This window comes from Microbulbifer sp. ABF4_143 (assembly GCF_056160225.1).
The window spans coordinates 20347-39534 of the sequence record NZ_JBSWWT010000021.1; the positions used below are offsets into that span (position 1 = coordinate 20347).

17 protein-coding genes are annotated in these 19188 nt (G+C 63.6%); 4 read left to right on the forward strand and 13 right to left on the reverse strand.

Annotated elements, in window-relative coordinates; all coding sequences use genetic code 11:
• Positions 1-21: 21 nt before the first annotated feature.
• The 6 genes from ACXAF3_RS15055 to ACXAF3_RS15080 all read right to left on the reverse strand — a co-directional run bounded on the left by ACXAF3_RS15055 (position 22) and on the right by ACXAF3_RS15080 (position 5212).
• Positions 22-624 carry a glutathione S-transferase N-terminal domain-containing protein gene (locus ACXAF3_RS15055; protein WP_475113139.1) on the reverse strand — a complete coding sequence of 201 codons (603 nt, stop codon included), beginning with the start codon at positions 622-624 and terminating at the stop codon, positions 22-24.
• Between the two features lie 170 nt (positions 625-794).
• Positions 795-1037, reverse strand: a complete 243-nt coding sequence (locus ACXAF3_RS15060) for an HP1242/YdcH family protein (RefSeq protein WP_475113140.1) — start codon at positions 1035-1037, stop codon at positions 795-797.
• Positions 1038-1129: 92 nt separating this feature from the next.
• Positions 1130-1822, reverse strand: coding sequence for a TetR/AcrR family transcriptional regulator (locus ACXAF3_RS15065; protein ID WP_475113141.1), 693 nt, complete (start codon positions 1820-1822; stop codon positions 1130-1132).
• A gap of 259 nt (positions 1823-2081) precedes the next feature.
• Entirely contained in the window at positions 2082-3101 is a 1020-nt protein-coding gene (locus ACXAF3_RS15070) for a cytochrome d ubiquinol oxidase subunit II (protein WP_475113142.1), read from the reverse strand.
• A complete protein-coding gene (locus tag ACXAF3_RS15075) occupies positions 3098-4492 on the reverse strand; it encodes a cytochrome ubiquinol oxidase subunit I (protein ID WP_475113143.1) in 1395 nt (464 codons plus the stop codon). Before ACXAF3_RS15075 ends, ACXAF3_RS15070 begins: the two co-directional genes overlap by 4 nt.
• Positions 4493-4654: 162 nt before the next feature.
• Complete coding sequence (locus ACXAF3_RS15080) at positions 4655-5212, reverse strand: GbsR/MarR family transcriptional regulator (protein ID WP_475113144.1); 558 nt, start codon at positions 5210-5212, stop codon at positions 4655-4657.
• A gap of 157 nt (positions 5213-5369) precedes the next feature.
• On the opposite strand from ACXAF3_RS15080, the gene ACXAF3_RS15085 reads away from it, so the two are divergent.
• Positions 5370-5981, forward strand: a complete 612-nt coding sequence (locus tag ACXAF3_RS15085) for a hypothetical protein (protein WP_475113145.1) — start codon at positions 5370-5372, stop codon at positions 5979-5981.
• The gene (locus ACXAF3_RS15090) at positions 5978-7954 is read left to right on the forward strand and encodes an alpha/beta hydrolase family protein (RefSeq protein ID WP_475113146.1); all 1977 of its coding nucleotides are present in this window, start codon (positions 5978-5980) and stop codon (positions 7952-7954) included. The genes ACXAF3_RS15085 and ACXAF3_RS15090 overlap by 4 nt, the downstream gene beginning before the upstream one ends.
• A 93-nt stretch (positions 7955-8047) precedes the next feature.
• Here the strand turns inward: ACXAF3_RS15090 and ACXAF3_RS15095 are convergent, their stop codons facing one another.
• Positions 8048-9742 (reverse strand): hypothetical protein, encoded by a 1695-nt coding sequence (locus tag ACXAF3_RS15095; protein ID WP_475113147.1) that lies wholly within the window; start codon positions 9740-9742, stop codon positions 8048-8050.
• 248 nt (positions 9743-9990) lie between these two features.
• A complete protein-coding gene (locus ACXAF3_RS15100; RefSeq protein WP_475113148.1) occupies positions 9991-10899 on the reverse strand; it encodes a DUF1853 family protein in 909 nt (302 codons plus the stop codon).
• 91 nt (positions 10900-10990) lie between these two features.
• Between ACXAF3_RS15100 and ACXAF3_RS15105 the strand changes: the two genes are divergently transcribed.
• A complete protein-coding gene (locus ACXAF3_RS15105; RefSeq protein ID WP_475113149.1) occupies positions 10991-11893 on the forward strand; it encodes a bile acid:sodium symporter family protein in 903 nt (300 codons plus the stop codon).
• Between the two features lie 176 nt (positions 11894-12069).
• Positions 12070-12969 carry a glycosyltransferase family A protein gene (locus ACXAF3_RS15110; protein ID WP_475113150.1) on the forward strand — a complete coding sequence of 300 codons (900 nt, stop codon included), beginning with the start codon at positions 12070-12072 and terminating at the stop codon, positions 12967-12969.
• Positions 12970-13064: 95 nt separating this feature from the next.
• Here the strand turns inward: ACXAF3_RS15110 and ACXAF3_RS15115 are convergent, their stop codons facing one another.
• The 5 genes from ACXAF3_RS15115 to ACXAF3_RS15135 form a co-directional block, all read right to left on the reverse strand.
• A complete protein-coding gene (locus tag ACXAF3_RS15115) occupies positions 13065-14351 on the reverse strand; it encodes an MFS transporter (RefSeq protein WP_475113151.1) in 1287 nt (428 codons plus the stop codon).
• 116 nt (positions 14352-14467) lie between these two features.
• A complete protein-coding gene (locus ACXAF3_RS15120) occupies positions 14468-15262 on the reverse strand; it encodes an HvfC/BufC N-terminal domain-containing protein (protein WP_475113152.1) in 795 nt (264 codons plus the stop codon).
• Positions 15259-16134, reverse strand: a complete 876-nt coding sequence (gene bufB / locus ACXAF3_RS15125) for an MNIO family bufferin maturase (RefSeq protein WP_475113153.1) — start codon at positions 16132-16134, stop codon at positions 15259-15261. The genes ACXAF3_RS15120 and bufB overlap by 4 nt, the downstream gene beginning before the upstream one ends.
• Positions 16135-16143: 9 nt before the next feature.
• On the reverse strand, positions 16144-16605 hold the full coding sequence (bufA2, locus tag ACXAF3_RS15130) for a BufA2 family periplasmic bufferin-type metallophore (protein WP_475113154.1): 462 nt from the start codon (positions 16603-16605) through the stop codon (positions 16144-16146).
• A gap of 98 nt (positions 16606-16703) precedes the next feature.
• On the reverse strand, positions 16704-19172 hold the full coding sequence (locus ACXAF3_RS15135; RefSeq protein WP_475113155.1) for an autotransporter family protein: 2469 nt from the start codon (positions 19170-19172) through the stop codon (positions 16704-16706).
• Positions 19173-19188 lie beyond the last annotated feature (16 nt).

The following is a 19188-nucleotide window of genomic DNA, read 5'->3' on the forward strand; positions in this document are numbered from 1 at the left end:
GCGGGGTCAGTGTCGTCGGCGTTATTCGGTGAGTGTCGTCGCGGCGAAACTCTCGCGCGCTTCCAGTTTTTCCGACAGCGCCGCCAGTTGCGGACGCCCGCTGCGCCAGTCGATTTCGGCGTGGCGGAAGTCCAGATAGGCGAGGGCGCAGCCCAGGTTGATATGGACCAGGCTCAGCGCGTCCGGCAGCCGCGCGGCGCGCTCCTCCAGGTAGTCCAGAGTGCGGGCGATCGCATTTTGGTAGCGCTGCCACCAGAAGTCCGAGCGCAGCCCCTCCTGTTCGCGCGCCTTCTCGACCCGCAGCAGTACCAGGGTGTCGGTCAGGCCGGAGCAGACGCTGTAGAGGGTTTTCAGCGGCCAGTCCGCCTCCTGTGCCCGGCTCAGGCGGCCGTCCCCGAGCGCCTTGTCCAGGTAGGCGCAGATCACCTCGCTGTCGACAATCGCTTCGCCGCCTGGCAGGGCGAGGGCCGGCACCTTGCCCAGCGGGTTGGCTGCGATGAAGTCCTCGGCATTGTCGAACGGGTGCGAAACTTGCTCCCGAACCCGCTCCTGGAGGCGCTGCTCGCGCAGGACGATGCGGGCGCTGCGCGCATAGGGTGAGGCGTGGGTGAAGTAGAGATGCATGGCGCCACTCGCTCTTTGCGGAAAAGGCCAGTCTGCAGAATGGCGCCAGGGCTGTCCAGGTGTCTTATCAGCCCGGCAATCAAATAGATGATCCCTCCTCTATTTGACTGTCGCCCTCGCCCAGCCCGTTTTGGGGGGCAACGCGGCTATCGAATTAGTGTCAACAGGCCCTAATAACTGTTGGTGATGCGGTGGTAGAGGTGCTGCTTCAGGTAGGCGCGCTGCTTTTTCAGGCTGTTGTAGTGCTCGTCGTCGGTGGCAATGCCGCTTTCCTGCAACCCTCGGATCTGCTTGTCCAGCTTGTGATAGGTGTCGCTTTCTTCCTTGAATTGGAGATCTTCCCGCTGCAGGCGCTGGATGGTTTCTGCGTACTCGGGGAAATCCGATGTCAGGTCGTGGGCGGCGATGGGCATGGGGACCTCCGCATTGCTTGATGGAAATGCCACCCCTAAGTGTAGTTGTTGCCGCCCGCCGCTGTTCGCCGTGACGCGTGGGTCGCGGGCTCTCAGGCCGGGCTGCCTTCCAGCTGCCGGCTGTCGCGGTGCCGCTCGCGCAACTCGCCCAGATACATCTTCAGATAGGCGGCGGCGGCGCGCTTGCCCTCTGCGGCGAACTCCGCGGTGATACATCCAAAGCGGGAGTAGGACTGGGACCAGAAGGCGTCGTTGACCGCAATGGCCAGCAGGAAGCGCTCCCCCCAGTCCTGGGACGGCGGCAGCTCGAACCTGTGTGACAGCTCTTTCAGCAGGGTGTCCGCCAGGCGCCGGTTGTGCTCCGTCTGCAGCTGGCGCAGCGCCCAGCTGGACTGGGGGCCGAAGTGGACCTTCAGCGCCGCCGTATTGGCGTCGTAGTAGGAGCGGGCCAGGTCGCAGAGCTGGAACAGCGGCGCCTGCCAGCTGCCGTGTGGCGTCGCGTCTGTGTAACGGTCCAGGACTTCGCCGAAGGATTTGTAGTGGCGCTCGGCCAGTGCGGTCAGGCTGGCGTCCACACTGGGGAAAAAATGATAAACGGACGCGGCGGGTACACCGGCCACCCGGCTCAGATTGGCGAGGGAGACTTCGCTCGGATCCTGATCGGTGATCAGGACTTCCAGGGCGTCGAGCAGTTTTTCGTACTTCTCGCGTCCATTCCTGCGTTGCGGCTTGCGCGGACTCGCTGTGTCGCGCCGGCCCGATTCCTGTCGATCAACTTGATTCACTCAACCACCTCGACTGGCGCGCGCGGCCAACAGCCGCCTGCGCGCTTTACTTCCGTGTAAAAGCCTTGTCTTTTGGCGTCATGAATTATTCACGTCGGGCTCGGGCGGGGCAAGGGTGACTTGTCCGATTTGTGGCGTAGTTCCAAATTCGGCAAATAAATTTGAAAAGGCCCCAGCCACCGCGCAATTGCGCCGCTAGTTCGAGCGGGCGATCAAACAGGCCGCGGCCGGACCTGTTTGATCCCGGGCGCGTGGCCGCTCAGTGGTAGTGCAGATCCGTCGCCTTGCCGTGAAAGACCCGGTAGGAGAAAGCGGTGTAGGCCACTATCAGCGGCACCACTATAACCGCGCCGACCAGAATGAAGCGCAGCGCCTCAGGAGCGCTGGCCGCCTGCCAGATATCGAGTTTGCCCGGCACTATGTCCGGATAAAAACTGAATGCCAGGCCGGTAAAACACAGCACGAAAACCAGCAGCACATTGACGAACGGAATCCAGCAGTGGCGGTCGTCCACCTTCGGCAGGCGCCGCAGCAGAATTTCATTGGCGGCGAAGGCGAAGAAGCACAGCATCGGCACCAGCAGTACAAACATCACCAGCGGAAATGTGAACCAGCGGTCGAAGACTCCCGGGTTGACCAGCGGGTTGACCGCGGAAACCGCCACCACGCCGATAAAGGCCGCCCACCCGGCCCCGCGTGTCCAACGGATCGCGCGACCCTGCAGATCCCCCTCGGTTTTCATGATCAGCCAGGCCGCTCCGATATAGCTATAGGCCGCGGTCACGCCGAGGGCGCTCAGCGCGGAAAACAGCTGCGCCGGCCAGCTGCTGTCAAAGCCCATCACATACTGGCCGAGCATATAGCCCTGGGTCAGGCTGGTGAGCAGGGAGCCGGCCTTGAAGGTCCTGTCCCAGGCCAGCTTGTGATCCACCGCGGCCTTGGCGCGGAAGTCGAAGGCCACCCCGCGCATAATCAGGCCGATCAGCATCATCGCCACCGGGATATAGAGGTTCGTCAGCACCAGGCTGTGGGCGCTGGGGAAGGCGATCAGCAGCAGGCCGATCGCCAGTACCAGCCAGGTCTCGTTGGCGTCCCAGAAGGGGCCGATGGACGCGATCATGGTGTCCCGCTGCGGTTCGTCTTCCTCCCCCAGCGGCAGCAGTATGCCGACCCCGAGGTCGTAGCCGTCGAGCACCGCATAGGCCAGCACTGCCAGGCCCATCAGGCCGACAAAAATTACCGGCAGCCATTCTGTCGCAGTCAAAGCGCTTGCACTCATTGCGCACCTCCGTACTTTTGTTCCCGGGCCGAAGACTGGGGCAGGTTGGTCAGGCTGCCGTCCGCGGCGGGCTCGGCGGTCTCAAACTCCTCGATATGCACCGACTTGCGCGCCATGACCCGCAGCGTGTGGATGTAGGCCCACATCAGGATGGCGTAGACGGCCAGGTACAGCAGCAGGGAGAAGCCGACATTGGCCGGTGCCACCGGGGTGACCGCCTCGGCGGTTTTCAGCACGCCGGTCACCAGCCACGGCTGGCGGCCTATTTCGGTGACATACCAGCCGGCCAGTGTCGCCAGCCAGCCGGAGAAGGTCATCGCCACCAGTGTCTTCAGCAGCCAGTTGGGCAACTCGCCGCGCCGGTGCAGCAGGTAGCAGCCGGTCCAGGCGACGGCGAGCATCAGCAGTCCGACGCCGACCATGATGCGGAAGGCAAAGAACACGGGCTTCACCGGCGGGTGGTCGCCCTCGAATTCGTTCAGGCCTTTGATTTCACCGTCGAGTTCGTGGGTCAGGATAAGGCTGGCCATTTTCGGCAGGGCGATTTGCAGGTGGTTGCTGCGCGTCTCCTCGTCGGGAATCGCAAACAGCAGCAGCGGCGCCCCCCGTTGCGTCTCCCACACGCCCTCCATGGCGGCGACTTTCTGCGGCTGGTGCTCGAAGGTATTCAGCCCGTGCAGGTCGCCGATGAAGACCTGCAGCGGCGCCAGTATCGCCGCCAGTACCAGGCCGGTCTTCAGGGCCAGGCGCGGGGCCTTCTTTGGGTCGCCTTTGAGGATGCGGTAGGCGGACAGGCCGGCGACGAAGAAGGCCGCGGTCAGCCCCGAGGCCAGCAGCATATGGGCCAGGCGGTAGGGGAAGGAGGGGTTGAAGATAATCTGCAGCCAGTCGCTGGGGTAGGCCACACCGTCGCGCAGCTCAAAGCCCGCCGGGGTCTGCATCCAGGAGTTCAGCGCGAGAATCCAGAAGGCCGACAGGGTGGTGCCGATGGCGACCACCAGCGCGGAAAAGGTGTGCACCCTGCTCGGCACCCGCTTGATGCCGAACAGCATGATGCCGAGGAAGGTCGCCTCGAGGAAAAACGCCGTCAGTACCTCGTAGCCGAGCAGCGGGCCGGCGATATTACCCACCCGCTCCATAAAGCCGGGCCAGTTGGTGCCGAACTGGAACGACATGGTGATACCGCTGACGACCCCGAGGGCGAAGGTCAGCGCGAACACCTTGACCCAGAATCGGTAGGCCCGCATCCACACCGGGTTTTCGGTCTGGTCATAGCGCAGTTTGAAGAAAAAGAGCAGCCACCCGAGGGCGATGGTGATCGTGGGAAAGAGGATGTGGAAGCTGATGTTGGCGGCGAACTGCATCCTCGACAGGACCAGGGTATCTAGCATGGGAACCTCTGCACATAAACGGTAATTGCTGTTCCGGACGTAATCGACCCTCCGCTTGCCATTAAGATGGAAGTGGCGGCCCTGGTATTTTTTCGGGCCCCGAACTCTGAAGGTGCGAGTAGATACGTCTGGGCATTGCGGTGTGCCGTACACCGCAGAAACTCACTTCGTTTGGGGCGCACCTCCTTTTATCTTGCCTTTGAATTCGAGCAGCCTGCTGATGCCGGAGCCCAGCTTCATCAGCTTGAGCAGATCTTTCTGCTCCAGCCGGCTCAGGGTGTTGGCGAACTGGTCCAGCAGTTCCAGCAGCTCGTAGACCTCCCGCATTCTCTCCTGCGCCTGGGCCTCCTGTTCGTCCTGGGGCTCGTTCAGCAGCAGTTGGCGCAGCAGCGTCAGGGTCGGGTCCAGCTCGCGCTTGCGGCGCTCCTCGAACACGGTGCGCGCCAGGTCCCAGATGGAGCCGGCGGCGGTGAAGTAGTCCTTGCGGTCCCCGGGCAGGTGGTGCAGCTCCACCAGGCGCCAGGCCTGCAGTTCCTTCAGCCCCATGCTGACATTGCCGCGGCTGATCTTCAGCGCCTGCGCCAGCTGGTCCGCGTTCAGCGGCTCGGACTGGATCGTCAGCAGCGCAAACATCTGCCCAACGGTGCGGTTGAATCCCCAGCGGCTGCCCATCTCGCCGAAGTGCAGCACGAACGCCTGGGCCTGACTGGTTAGTTTCATTTTTTGTATTTTCAGAAATTTCTGAAAATTGTAAAGATAAATTGATCTGTGTCAATTGGTGGCTCTGGGCCGGGGCAGGCCTCGAGCGTGATCGGGGCGCTGAAAATTGACCGGTATCTGCGGACGTGCCTAGAATTCCCGTTTTGTGCGAAAAATCATGCGAAAACTGATAACAATCGCCTTCGCCGTCCTGTTTTCCACTCTGAGCTGGGCGGCTCCGCTCTCTCTGGTCAGCCCGTCGCAGGCGCCGGAGCTGGGGGCCGGGGAGGGCTATCTGCTGGTATACCTGGATGCCGGCGGAAGCGCGCCTTCGATCGAGTTCAGTCGGATTGCGCGGGCCGGCAGAGAGCCGCTGCGGCCGGGGCAGAGGTTCCGTTTTGTCGGCCCAGCCCAGACGCTCAGCCTCAAAGGCCTGTCCGCGGGCTTCTACCTGTTGCCGCTCAGAGAGGGGCAATACCAGATCACCAAGGTCAATGCCCCCTTCTATGATCTGCCCTACCGGCTGGATACGGATCTGGCATCGAACTGGAGATTCGTGATTCAGGAAGGGAAGACCAACTATATCGGCGACCTGGTGATAGCGAAGGAGCGCGCCTCCCGCTACGTGGAAACCAACCTTTTCAACCGCATTGCACTCAGGAAGTCTTCGCTCGAGGAATCACTGAATCCGCTTTTATCCCACTATCCGCTCGCATTTCACACGGGCTACCGGGACGACTTTTTTCGCAGCCTTGCCGCAACCGAAGATCAGAAGGAGTCAAGCCAGTGAAGAAGGGAGTTCTGTTTGCTTTCGTTTTTAGCTTGGCGCTGCCGGTATGTGCAGACATTGATCCAGCTTTGTTTTTTGCTCGTCCCGATTTCACCTCTGTAAGCCTCAGTCCTGATGGGAGTCGTATCGCAACGATGCATCATGGAAGTGGCCAGCAGGTGTTTGAGGTGCTATCGGTTCCCGGGAGGCAGCGACTTCTGGCGATGGAGGAGGCGGACATCCCGGGGCGTGAGTCGACAATCCAGCGCTGGGAGTGGATAGACAACCGGCGCATCCTGTTTCAGGTTTCCGCGCACAAGAAGGGTATTGAGGACCTGCTGGATACCCGGCGCAGCAGCCAATGGTTTGTGCTGGATGTGGAGCGGGGAGCAGGGGAACGAGGACAATTAAGACAGATTTTTACCAAAGGCTGGCTGGTGAGCCCGCTGCACCGGGAGCCTGGGAAATTCCTGTTTGCAAAAAGTGGTGCTTATTCGAAGGTGTACCGCATAGATGCAGAGCTACTCAGCCCGCCGGGCGGCGTCAACAAGCTGGCGGCGGTGGATGGTGGTCAATTCACCAGGTCGAATGAGGTCAGCTCGGTAAACGGCTTCGCCCTGCGCTGGTTTCTGGACCGCGAAGACCGGGTGCGGGCGGCATTGCATTACGACCGCGAGGGCAAATTGAGCCTGAGCCGTCTGGACGACAGCGGTGAAGCGACATTGATCCATACCTGGAGGCCGGAAGACGGCGGTGCCGGTAACGGGGCCTCGGAAGTGAAAGGAAAGAAAATCATTCCTGTGGCGCTGGCGGGGGATTCTGGCAGTTTCTATGGTCTGGACCTCCGCGAGGACGATGAGCGCAGCGTTTACCTGGTCGACTACACGGCAGGGACGGAAGAGCTGGTTTACGAAGCGGATTCTTTCAAGGTGGTCGACCTGATTCTCTCTCCCGAAGATGGAATGTTGATCGGTGCGCGGATGGTCCGCAACGGCGTGCTGGTGGATGATTACTTTGACGGAAGTGGTGCCGGCGCCCTGCACAAAACGGCGCGGGGCGACCGCTTCGTCACGGAGTTGGACAGGAGTGCGGACAAGAGAGTCTCGATACAGTATTGGGAGGGGCACGACCTGCCGGGTGAATACCGGCTGGACTTTGCCGACGGGCGCAAAGCGGTACTGCTGGGCTCCCACTACCCCAAATTACACCGGCGGCTGGCCAGCAAACTGGTAGACGGAAGTGTGACCGTGGAGGGGCTGGAAATCCCCTATTTGCTCAGCCTGCCCGCGCATGTCAGTGCGCCGGTGCCCCTGATCGTGCTGCCGCACGGCGGTCCTATCGGTGTGTTTGACGACCGCCACTACGATCCGGTAATTCAGTATTTCGTGTCCACCGGCTATGCGGTCCTGCGGGTGAATTTCCGCGGCTCGAGCGGTTACAGCGCCGAGCTGAAAGAGGCGGGCAAGCGGCAGTGGGGAGGTCTGATGTTGGAGGATATCCATCAGGCCACTCTGGCGGTGGCGAAACGGCCCGATGTGGATGGAGAGCGGATATGCGCAGCCGGTATCAGCTACGGCGGCTATGCCTCGCTCATGTTGGCGATTCACCACCCCGGGGTCTATCGCTGTGCGGCCAGTCTCGCCGGCGTTACCGATGTGAGTCTGATGTTGAACTCCCCTCGTCTATCTGACAGGCAAGTGGCGTGGGGCAGGGAGTATGTGGGCGATGCGGCAACGGAGTACGAGAAGCTGAAATCGATATCGCCGGTATACCTTGTGGAGAAGATCTCGCGGCCGTTACTGATTGCCCATGGCGGCGAAGACAGGGTGGTGGATCCGGAGCATGCCTACCGCTTGAAACTGATGCTGGAAAAATATGGCAAGCCGTTCGAGTGGCACTTTGAACCGGAAGTGGACCACAGCTTCGGCGATGGGGAAACCAGGGCCCGGGTGTTTGGCCGCACAAAGGAGTTCATCGACCGTCATATCCGCTAGGAGGTTGGGGAGAAACCGATAGACGGTGCGTCTTTCGCGCGGGACCAGTCGGCCCCGCGCGAAGTGGCCGCTGCCAGCCGGACTGGCCGGGTATCAGAAATTCTCGTGTTCGCGAACGTGTAACCAGCTGGCGCCCTCATCGAAAGATTCGTAGAAGTCGCTCGAGCCGCCTTTGCAGGTGAGCAGCATGCGGTCTTTCAGGTCCGGAATCAGTGTGCCGCAGTACTCGGCCGGCAGTTCGAATCCGGTCTTGGACCAGCTCTTTCCGCCATCTGTGGTCTTGATCAGTTTGGCTACGCTCCTGTACTTACCGCCGGTGGCCGATTTCTCCCGGAACAGGGCGACGGCGATCGCCTCGTCGTCGGTCTTGAACCAGGGAGGGCTGCTGAAGCTGAAGTTCTCTCTGCGGACTTGGTATTTCTTGCCGTTCTCGCCCCTGCAGCTTCCGCCACTTATCCTGTACCCCTGAGGGCAGCTGCGAATTTGCGTCGACATCTCCTCCCACTGGTTGCGGCTGCGGTCCAGGCGCAGGTAATCCGGTTTGCCATCCCAGGACCAGAAGCCGGCCTCCTTGATGGCCAGCATGGTCGCGCCGGCTTCCAGCACGGCAGAGTACTGCTGGCCGTTGCCCTCGCCGGCAATGGTCCAGTCTGTCGGATTTACGACAAAGGTCTCCAGCTTCCCGCTGGAAAATGCCGGATTGGCATAGGCGTCCAGGGTGCGGATGAACACTTCGGCGCGCCCCTGCACAAACTTCATTGACGCGCTGTGGATCTTGCGCGACCTGCTCGCTCTGGATGAAGTCTTGGATTTCTCTTTGGCGGTTGAATAGGCTAGCTTGCCCTCGCGGTCGAACCAGCCTAGGCCCGGCTGGTAATAGGCTGCGGTTTGCCAGTCTGCGCCGTCGCCGGTCAGTGTGCTGCGCAGTATATTCAGGCGCCCGCCCTCACTGGCCATCAGATCTACCCGGTCGTCGTCGGGGAAATGTGCCTGATGGACTCTCACTCTGTGGCTTAGCGATACGTCGACCCACTGTTCGCCGGCGCGCTTGATAAACACCTTGCCCTCTTCACCGGCGATCACCAGATCTCCGCGGGAATTGGCGGCGATGGTGTGCAGATCGAGGTTGGTGTCCACTGCGTCAAGTTCCCACTCTCCGCCGGGCGTGCGTTTTATGATGATGCCCAGTTTGCCGATGAAATACAGGCTGCCATCGGGCGCCACATATTTCTCGTTGTAGGTGACCGGATTTCGGGCCGCAGAGACGTAGAGGGTGTCGCGCTCTGTTTCGAAATCGTCCCTATCCCAGCCCCTGACCGAATCCAGGTCGAAGGTGTAGTAGGGGAAGTAGTCGTGCAGGGGCTTAGCCGGCTGCGGGGAAGGGCGACGCAGCAGCATATTGGTGTAACGATCCCCATCGGACTTCGGATAGTAGATGATGGTGCCCAGATCGGTAATCTGCCCGGGCACTACTTCGAAGGTGCCGAATTTTGCGTCGGTAGAGGCGAAGCGGGAATACCAGAAGTCACCATTGACGTGGAAGGCGCGAATGCTGCTCAGTGCGTATTTCCCTGCAGAGACCGGCGAGGCGAAGACAGTGCTGCTGGTATTGGTGCCGGTCAGAGCACTCAGCCGCTCGGGCTTGATCTCGGCGGATTCGTTCAGGTTTTTCGGCGTAAGGGTCAACTGGTTGAACGGCAGCGGGTAGCCGCTGGCATTGACGACCCTGGCAACTACCAGCCCCTGGCTGGGCTGCAGAACCGTGTCCGGAGTCAGTGTTGGCAGCATGTTGACCTGACCCGCGCAGCCGCTTAGGAGTACAGCCAGAAGCAAAAGCGGGAAAGCTCCAAATTTTGTGCAAAGTCGCCATGTAATCATAGAAATCCCCGAGGATTGATCCTGTTTTTTATTCAGAGGTTCCGTAACTCTGCCCGCGAGTGTATCGGAATTGCCGCCGGGCGATGAGGGGCTCCGGAGAAAAATTTGCCCGATACGCGGTGGGCAGTATCGACAGACTGGACAGTGCGAGGGCTCGATCAGTGCGCGGCTGATGCGGACTGCGCGTTTCTGGCCCAGCTGTCCGGGACAATAAAGCCGCGGCTGACCTCCCCGCCGGCGTTCAGGGCCGCAATGCAGAGGGGACCGTGTATCCCTTCGCCGCGGAGGCGCTCTGCGAGTGTGTCGCCGCTGTCGGTGGGGCCTTGCCAGTTGTTGCAGTCCGCCAGCCAGGCGCGTTTCGGCAGGCGCACCCAGCGGTGGCCCTGCCTGCCGAAGTGGCGCTGGAAGGCGTCCAGCGAGGCCCACCAGTGGCGGCAGGCGTCGGGACTGAAGGCGGCGGGCGGCGCGGCCTCGCCGCTGAGGGGGCGGAACAGGCGCCCGGGCATCAGCGCCCACTGGCGCTCGATACGAATATCCCGCCGGTGCAGCAGCTGCCGCGCGGCTTCGCGTTCAATCAGCGGCAGCTGGTGCTCGCGCATCCGCGCCAGCTTGATATCCAGCCGGTCCTTCAGTCCCGGCCCGACCCAGCTGCCGTTCACCTGCAGATAGAACTTGACCGCGATCTCCCAGTGTTCGATGCGCCCGTCCGGCAGGTGGCGCACGACGAAGTCCAGTTCCCCCAGGGTGCGACCGCCGTCGCGCAGCGGCAGGTTGTGGTACAGCAGTTCGTAGTGGGGGTGTTGCGCGAAGGCGAAGGCCCACAGGTGCTCGAAATAGACGCCCAGGCGGGCCGCGCGCGGCTCCCGGTCCAGCCTGTGCAGGTGGGCGTCCAGCAGCGGCGCCAGCGCGCGGGCGGCGCCGGCGCGGCGGAAATGGGCTGCCAGCGCCGCCCGGCGCTGCGACGGCAGCCACGGCAGGCCGGCGCAGCGCGCGATATCGGCCGCGCTCAGGGCCCACAGCAGGTTCGCCCAGTTGTCCGGTGCCGCTATCGAATCTGCCGTTGCCACCTTTTGCCGCTCCTGTTGTTCGCGAGGCATAGCCCCGGGCTCTGTGCTACTTTGGCAGAGCACTGATCAATAATAACGAAAGGAGGTGTCTATGGAATCGGGCCCACTGATCTCGATCGGCTTGCCGGTGTCGCTGTTTATCATCATGGTCGGCATCGGCATGACCCTGACCGCCAGGGATTTCCACCAAGTCACGGTGAAGCCGGCCGGACTCATCGTCGGCACCCTGACGCAGATACTGGTAATGCCGCTGATCGCCTTTGCCCTCTGCTGGGCGCTGGCCCTGCCGCCGGCCATCGCGGTCGGCCTGGTCGTGATCGCGGCCTGCCCGGGCGGTACCACCTCCAACCTGTTCACGCTGCTCGCGCGCGGCAATGTGGCGCTGTCGATCGTGCTGACGGTCTCCGCGAGCCTGATCACCATCATGTCCCTGCCGCTGTTCACCAATTTCGCGCTGCAGACCTACTTCGGCACCCAGCGGGAGATAGTGCTGCCGTTCGGCAGGACCGTGGCCATGCTGTCGGTGATCGTGCTGCTGCCGGTGACTATCGGTATGCTGGTGCGCGCCCTTCGGCCCAGACTCGCCAGCCGCGCCGAGGGGCTGGTGAGCCTCTTCGGCGGCCTGGTGCTGGCGGTGCTGGTGGTGGCGGTGGTCTACGGCATTCGCGACCGCTTCCTGGATCTGCTGGTACAGGCCGGCCCCTCGGCCCTACTGCTCAACCTGCTGGGTATCGCGCTGGGGTTGCTGTCCGGCCGCGCCGCCGGGCTTTCCCGGCGCGAATCGCTGGCGGTGGCCACGGAGCTGGGGATCAAGAACGGCACCCTGGGGCTGATGGTGACACTGACGCTGCTGAACTCCAGCGAGATGTCGGTGCCGTCCGCCGTCTACGGCGTGCTGATGTTCCCGCTCGGCTTCCTGCTGGCCGCCTACGGGCGGCGCGTGATACCGGCCTCCAGGGGCGGCGCGGTCGCCGAAGCCGCCGAGACCGGCTGAAGCCCGCTTCCGGGCCGCCGTCGCCGGCGGCCCGGCTCCTCCTTCTCCCGGCGGCCCTCTTTGGGCGGAAATGTGCTGTACCCCCTAGCCTAACGGGGGTGATTGCGGGCACTATTGTGCCCAGCCGCGCCAATGCCGAAAGTGAACAAAGTTAATAGAGCCCGCCAGACTTCTGTATGTTCTCCTACTTCCTGAAAAAGCGCCTGCGCAAGCACGACGCCAACAACAACCGCAAACTGGAATCCATGGTGCGCACCCAGCTGTTGCAGCAGCGGGCGTTGACCAGCAGCGAGTCCGGAGTCGGGAACGACAAGGCGCACAATATCGTCGTCTCGCTGACCTCTTTCGACAAGCGGATCAACGATGTCTACCTGTGTATCGAGAGCCTGTTCCAGCAGTCGGTGAAGGCGGATGCGATAGTGCTGTGGCTTTCGACAAAAAATTTCCCGGACAAGTCGCTGCCGGAGACGCTGCTCAAACAGCAGCGGCGCGGCCTGCAGATTTTCTTCGTCGAGGAGGATCTGGGGCCCTACAAAAAATATGTCTACGCGTTCGACAAGTTCCCGGACAGCCTGATTGTCACCGTCGACGACGATATCCTCTATCCGCCGGATATGATCGACATGCTCTACCGGGCCTATTTGCGCGATCCCGCGCATATATACTGCCACCGCGGACACAGGATGGCGCTGGACAAAAACGGCAAACTTCTGCCCTACGACAAGTGGCAGTCCGGTGTCCTCGACGGCCAGGCCTCGCGCCTGATATTTCCCACCGGCATGGGCGGCGTGCTGTATTTTCCCGGCTCGCTGCACCAAGACGCGTTCGACAGGGAGAAATTCATGGCCCTGTGCCCGAATGCGGACGATATCTGGCTGAAGGCCATGAGCCTGAAGAAGGGGACACTCAGCGCGCGGGTCGAGGATCCGCGCCACTGGAAAAGGCGCTTCCTGCCCATCGACGGCTCCCAGGTGCAGTCGCTGAAACAGGAGAACTGGGATAGGCGCGCGGGCAACGACGCCAAAATCCGCCGGGTGTTTGCCGAGTACGGCCTGTTGGAGGCGCTGCGGTCCTAGCGCTGCTGCTTAGAGCGATGGGGGAGTTTGCGGATACGCGCCAAACCCCCGGGCCGAAAAAGCCGGGGATGGCTTTCCAGTGGCCCGCCAGGGATCTACGGCGGCTGCCGGGCGCCGGGTTCCAGTGCCGAGGCCGGCACCCGCGACAGCACCAGCCCCCCGGCCGCAAACAGCAGTATCAGCGCCAGCATCGAATAGCGCACATCCCCGAACCAGGTGCCGAAGAGGCCGAACAGCGGCGGGCCTATCAGCGCGGCGAATTTCCCCATCAGGTTGTAGAAACCGAAGAACTCCCCGCTGCGGGCGGCGGGAATCAGGCGCGCGTAGCAGGAGCGGCTCAGGGCCTGTACGCCGCCCTGCACCAGCCCGATCAGCACCGCGATCGCAAAGAACTCCCAGGGCGCGCGGATAAAGGCGCCCCAGACACACACGCAGATATAGACCGCGAGGCCGAGGTAGATACCCCGCAGCGGGCCTATGCGCTCGCCCAGGCGGGCGAAGAGAATCGCCGCCGGAAAGCCGACAAACTGCACCAGCAGCAGCGCGAGAATCAGGTGCGAGCGCTCGAAGCCCAGTGCGCGGCCGTAGGCCACCGCCATGCGGATCACGGTGCCGACGCCGTCGATATAGAGCCAGTAGGCGAGCAGGAAGAGCGCCGCGCTGCGGTAGCGATGCAGCCGGCCGAGGGTGCTGCGCAGCTGGCCGATGGACTGCCGCCACAGGGAACGCTTGGAAGCGGGTGCGGCCGCCGGCGGCTCGCGCACCCACAGCAGCAGCGGCACCGAGAAGAGCGCCCACCAGAGGCCGGTGGCGACAAAGGCGGCCAGCGCCGCCTGGGTGCTATCGGCAAAGCCGAAGGCCGCGGGCTTCAGCGCGGCGGCGACGCAGGCGAGATACAGCAGGCCGCCGCCGAGGTAGCCCAGCCCGAAGCCGAGCCCCGACACTGCGTGCCAGCGCCGCGGCGGCGCCACGCAGGTCAGCAGCGCGTCGTAGAGCATATTGGCGCCGAGAAAGCCCACGCTGGCGCATACGAACAGCAGCGACGCCGCCAGCCAGGCGCCGCCGGGCACACAGGCGAGCAGTGCCGTGGCCAGGGTGCCGGGCAGCGCGAACAGAAACAGCAGGCGCTTGCGCGCGCCGGCCCTGTCGGCCAGGGCACCCAGCAGCGGCGCGCCGAGCACGATGACCAGGGATGCGGCGGCGTTGGTCCAGCCCAGGCGCAGGTTGGCGGCCTCGGCGCTGACGCCGGAGTTCCAGAAGTCCTGGTAGAGCAGCGGAAAGAAACCGGCCAGCACCACGGTGGCGAAGGCGGAGTTGGCCCAGTCGTACAGGGCCCAGCTCCAGATGGCGCGCCGCCCCTCCCGTTGCGCCGCTTTCTTCATGCCGGTGGTCTAGTGGCGGCCCCTGGCCGCGTTGCGACTCCCCGCCATAGCCCCGCTATGACTCGTCGTCGCGCCTCGCCGGGAACCACCAGGAACACTTCCCTTTGCAACCTTATTTATGGGGCGGGACACGAGCAGTCGACACCGCTCAGCCAGCCGTGCCGGATCCAGCGCTGCAGCAGCTGCGCCAGGGCGCCGGCCGCCTGTTCCGCGGGCAGGACCTGCAGCAGGGTTTCACACAGCCCGCTGAAATCCTCTCCGTCCAGGGCCGCGCGCAGCGCGAGCAGCTCGGCGCCGGCGACGGAGGTGAATTCCGTCAGCCGCTCGCGGTTGCGCCACAGCAGCCAGTGGAAGTCGCCGCGCTGCGGGGGCGGCGGCCGCTGCTCGGCGCGGATCGCCTGCCATACCTGCACGCAGTTGCTGGCGGTGCGCAGCAGTCTGACGCTGGGGTGGAAGCGCAGGCGCAGCTGCGGCCAGGCTGCGGCGGCCACTGTTTGCAGCGCCTCCAGCTCCAGGTGGGGCGCGTCGGCGGCGTCGAAGACCGTCATCAGAAGCCGCTCGAAACGGGCCAACTCGGCGATCAGCGGCTGCCGGCTGAAGGGCTCGGTCGCCTGGAGATAGTCCGGCAGCCGCTCGCCGAAGTGGCGCAGGGAGGGGTGGCGCGACGGGTGGCTGTCCACATAGCCGCGCGCCATTTCCTCGAACAGCTCGTCGCCGAGATAGAGGCCCAGCACCTGGTGGTCGGTGTCCAGGGTCTCGCGCAGGCGCACGCGGTAGGCGTTGGCGTAGATCCCGAGGCGGGTGGATGTGCTCGCGCGGCCCTGGGCGCGGATGTGTTCGGCGATATCGCCGTCGCCGCACAACAGGTAGGCCATCAGCTGGCGCTGGCGGTTGCGCAGCTGTCCGCTCACGGCGCGCTGGCCGCCCCCGCGGCGCACTCCTCGGCGAATATACGCCGGGCCGTATCCAGCTCCGCGACCATCTGCGGCAGCTCGGGGATATGGTCGTCCCGCTCGATCAGCGTGCTGACCGGGCCGAAGCGGCACAGCGCGTGGCGGTACAGCTGCCACACCGGGTCGGGCACGTCGTGGTCGTGGGTGTCGATCACATAGTCGCCGTAGTCCGAGTGGCCGGCGAGGTGAAACTGCTGCACCCGCGCCGGGTCCAGGTGGTCGATATAGTCGCGCGGATCGAAACCGTGGTTGCGCGCGCTGACGTAGACGTTGTTGATATCCAGCAGCATCAGGCAGTCGGCGCGCGCGCAGACTTCGCGGTGGAATTCCCACTCGCTCATCGACTGTTCGGAAAAGGTCAGGTAGCTGGAGACATTTTCCAGCAGTATGCGCCGGCCGAGAAAATCCTGTACCCGCCGCACCCGCTCCACCACGTGCGCGACCACCTCCTCGGCGTAGGGCAGCGGCAGCAGGTCGTGGCTGTTGCGGCCGTCGACACCGGTCCAGCACAGGTGGTCGGATACCCAGGCGGGCCGCACGGCGTCGGCGAGGGCTTTCAGCTGGCGCAGGTAGTCGAAATCCAGCGGATCCGTGCCGCCGATCGACAGGGAGACACCGTGCATCACCAGCGGGTAGCGCTCGCCGATGGCGCGCAGAAAATAGCGCGGCTTGCCGCCGGCGACCATAAAGTTTTCCGACACTACCTCGAACCAGTCCACCGGCGGCGACTGCTCCAGCACCTGCTGGAAGTGCTGGGTGCGCAGCCCGATACCGAAGCCCAGAAAGGGGCCCGGCGCTGGCTGTGCGGCAGTCTCCGGGGTGGATGGCATGGGGGTGTGTCAGTCTTTGACCTTGCCGCCGATATCGGTGCAGGACTTGGCCGGCATCGCGACCCAGCCGGTGCCCTTGCAGGAGGCCTTGCCGGCGCAGTCGTGCTTGGCGGTGTTGCAGTCGTTGTGGCCCTTGCAGACGTTGACGCCGTAGCAGTGGGCCAGGTCGGCGGTCTTGACCGAGCCTTTCCAGTCGTCCTTGACCTTGCCGCCCACATCGGTGCAGGCCTTGCTCGGCATGGCCACGAATCCCTTGCCCTTGCAGGAGGCCTTGCCGGCGCATTCGTTGCCGTCGGTCTTGCAGTCGTTGTGGCCGCCGCAGACATTGACGCCGTAGCAGTGCACCAGGTCGGTGGTCTCACCGTTGGCGGCCGGCTTGCCGGCGGCCAGGCTGGCGCCACTGGTGATCAGGCCGGCGGCTGCCAGTGCCAGAGACGCACCAGTCAGCACCTTGTTGCGTTCGCTCTTCATACTGAGTTCCTCGGTATTCGGACAGACAATAGGCCGGGGTGACCGGAGCGGACCGCACAGCCTTGTTTTCAGTCTAGCCGCAATGGGGAAACGGGGGCCTACCACTTGTAGCGGAATCCGAACATCAGTGCGCCGCCGCTGCTGTCGCCGAAGTTTTCCAGGCTGCCGCTCAGGCGCAGCTCGCCGTAGATGGAGCAGAGGTCGCCGCACTCGTCGTAGGTGGCGCCGAGCACCAGTTCGCCAAACCAGTCGTCCGGCTGCTGGTACAGCCGCGTGCCGGAGACGGTGACATCGGTCTCCTGGTCGATGTTGTAGATAAGGCTCGGCGTGGCGTAGAGGCTGAAGCGCTCCAGGGGTAGCTCGCCGAACATATTGCGGCTCGACTTGCGCCGGCTGACACGCTTTTCGATGGTGGCGCCGAGTCGCGCGAAAGCGCCGTTGTTGTTGATATCGGTGACCACCACGCCGTAGGAGTCGAACAGATCGTCCGCCTCTTCCGACGAGTAGACCAGCTGCAGCTGCGGCGTGATGGCGTAGAGGTTGCGCAGCTTGAAGCTGCGCCCCGCCTCCACCGAGAAGGCGTAACCGAAGGCGTCCTCGCCCTTTTGCAGGTCGCGCAGGTCGAAGGCGGTGATATCGGCGTCGAACCAGTTCAGCAGCAGCTGCGTATCCACATAGGCGCCCTGCATGCCGTACCAGGTCAGGAAACCGCTGACGCCGTAGTTCTTTACGTCGATATTGCCGTCGCCGTAAAAGGACTCCAGGTCGTTTTCCGAATCGCCGTAGTGCAGCGCGACGCCGGCGACCGGCCGCGTGTCCATCGCGGTGACATTGAGCGGCATGTCGACACCCAGTTGCAGCTGGAAATAATCCTGATCCCAACTGGTGCGGGTGGTGGATTCCATCGGCTCCGATTCGATCCGCCGCACGGTGGCGCGCACCCAGGGGCCGCCGCCGTCTATGGCGCGCTCCACCGAGGTGGCGTAGTCGCAGTGGTTGGCGTCCTTGTAGCTGCTGCCCACCCAGAAGCGGTTGCCGACGCGGCTGCGCAGACTGGTGGGCAGGTTCAGGGAGCGCAGCAGCTGGGGGTAGGTCTCGTACATCACCGCGCCCGGCTGCCAGCGCGGAATCTCCCCCTCCTGCGGATAGTCCGGATGATTGGCAATCGAGCGGAGATACCAGTCGCCGTCGTCCGGGTCCGCCACGCCGTTGTGGTGCAGTGTGTAGGCGTAGGCGCCGCCGACGGCCGCCGGTTGCCCGTCCTTGGCCACATAGTCGCCGTCCAGCACGAAGGCGCCCTCGGCGGAATTGCCGTCTATCTCCACCAGCTTGATACCGTCGCCACTGGTGGCTGCGCCTATTCCGCCGCGGTTGGTGACGCGGATGGCGGTCTGCCCGCTGGTATCGCCGGCAATCTTGAACCGGTCCGCGGGGGAGTCGTCGCCGTCCAGCCTTACATCCATCCACAGGCGGCCGCTCTTGCCGATGTAATCGCCGTAGTTGCCCGCGGCGTCCTCGTTCAGCAGCAGTGTGTCGAAACGGCCGTTATAGGCCAGGTCCAGGGTGCCGGCGTTGGCGATATTGCCGGTGACGGTAAACTGCTGCGGTATAAACTGCACCAAGCCACCGAACAGAATGTCGAGGCCCAGGTCATTGCCGTCGGCGTCCACGCCGCCGCCGACATTGAGCGCGCCGAAAAACGCCATCTTGGAGCTGCCCCAGATGACGATGCGCTCCCAGTTGCGCAGCAGGCTGGCGTCCTGTTCGTGATCGAGGATGAAGGTCAGGGTGTCGATATCGCCGTCGTCGGCGTGGACGTCGTCCCCACCGTCCAGCAGCGGACCACTTTCATAGGCGAAGGAATCGATCCTGAGCGTATCGGAACCCCTGCCGCCGCGCACCTCGTTGGCGATGCCCTCGTCCCAGTAGATGGTGTCGTCGCCGTCGCCGCCGTCTATGTAGTTGAAGACGAAGCCGCCGTCCAAAATGATGTTGTCGTCGCCATCGCCGCCCCACACGTGAAAGGCCAGGCCGTCCAGCAGCTTGATGGTGTCGTCGCCGCTGCCGCCATCGATACCGCCGCCTTCGATAAAGTCGCCGACATCCGCGTGGCGGTTGTCCATCGTGATGGTGTCGTTGCCCGCGCCCGCATCTATGCCGTTTTTGATGATGACTTCGATGATCTGGAACTGCTCCGGATCTATGTCTTCCTCGTCCGCCTCACTGCTGCCGTCCGGCAGCGGGGGATTGGTAAGATGCTCGTTGACGTCGTTGAGGTTGATCGTGTCGTCGCCGTCGCCGGTGTCGACTCTGCCGATGGTGCCGCCGTCCAGGTTCAGGGTGTCGTCGCCGGCGAAGGTTTCCACGTCTGCGCCTTCGGCGTCATTGTCCTGATCGCAGGTGATATGGTCGGCGCCGGCGGTGCCGGTGTTGCCGGGGCTGCACTCGGCCCAGGCGCGGTCGGAGAGGGCGCCTAGGGCGGCGGCACAGAGGCCGATGGCCAAGCAGATACCCGCCGCCCCTGAGCTGTTGCGCGCCGAAGCGCCGTGTCTCTGATTTCTGCCCACGTTTATTCCTGCATTT

Excerpts from the sequence above, each read along its gene's own strand:
- ACXAF3_RS15080 (WP_475113144.1), bottom strand. The coding sequence starts at position 5,212 with ATGAAACTAACCAGTCAGGCCCAGGCGTTCGTGCTGCACTTCGGCGAG.
- ACXAF3_RS15085 (WP_475113145.1), top strand. The coding sequence starts at position 5,370 with ATGCGAAAACTGATAACAATCGCCTTCGCCGTCCTGTTTTCCACTCTG.
- ACXAF3_RS15115 (WP_475113151.1), bottom strand. The coding sequence starts at position 14,351 with ATGAAGAAAGCGGCGCAACGGGAGGGGCGGCGCGCCATCTGGAGCTGG.
- bufA2 (WP_475113154.1), bottom strand. The coding sequence starts at position 16,605 with ATGAAGAGCGAACGCAACAAGGTGCTGACTGGTGCGTCTCTGGCACTG.
- ACXAF3_RS15060 (WP_475113140.1), bottom strand. The coding sequence starts at position 1,037 with ATGCCCATCGCCGCCCACGACCTGACATCGGATTTCCCCGAGTACGCA.
- ACXAF3_RS15105 (WP_475113149.1), top strand. The coding sequence starts at position 10,991 with ATGGAATCGGGCCCACTGATCTCGATCGGCTTGCCGGTGTCGCTGTTT.
- ACXAF3_RS15055 (WP_475113139.1), bottom strand. The coding sequence starts at position 624 with ATGCATCTCTACTTCACCCACGCCTCACCCTATGCGCGCAGCGCCCGC.
- ACXAF3_RS15075 (WP_475113143.1), bottom strand. The coding sequence starts at position 4,492 with ATGCTAGATACCCTGGTCCTGTCGAGGATGCAGTTCGCCGCCAACATC.
- ACXAF3_RS15095 (WP_475113147.1), bottom strand. The coding sequence starts at position 9,742 with ATGCTGCCAACACTGACTCCGGACACGGTTCTGCAGCCCAGCCAGGGG.
- ACXAF3_RS15070 (WP_475113142.1), bottom strand. The coding sequence starts at position 3,101 with ATGAGTGCAAGCGCTTTGACTGCGACAGAATGGCTGCCGGTAATTTTT.
- ACXAF3_RS15110 (WP_475113150.1), top strand. The coding sequence starts at position 12,070 with ATGTTCTCCTACTTCCTGAAAAAGCGCCTGCGCAAGCACGACGCCAAC.
- bufB (WP_475113153.1), bottom strand. The coding sequence starts at position 16,134 with ATGCCATCCACCCCGGAGACTGCCGCACAGCCAGCGCCGGGCCCCTTT.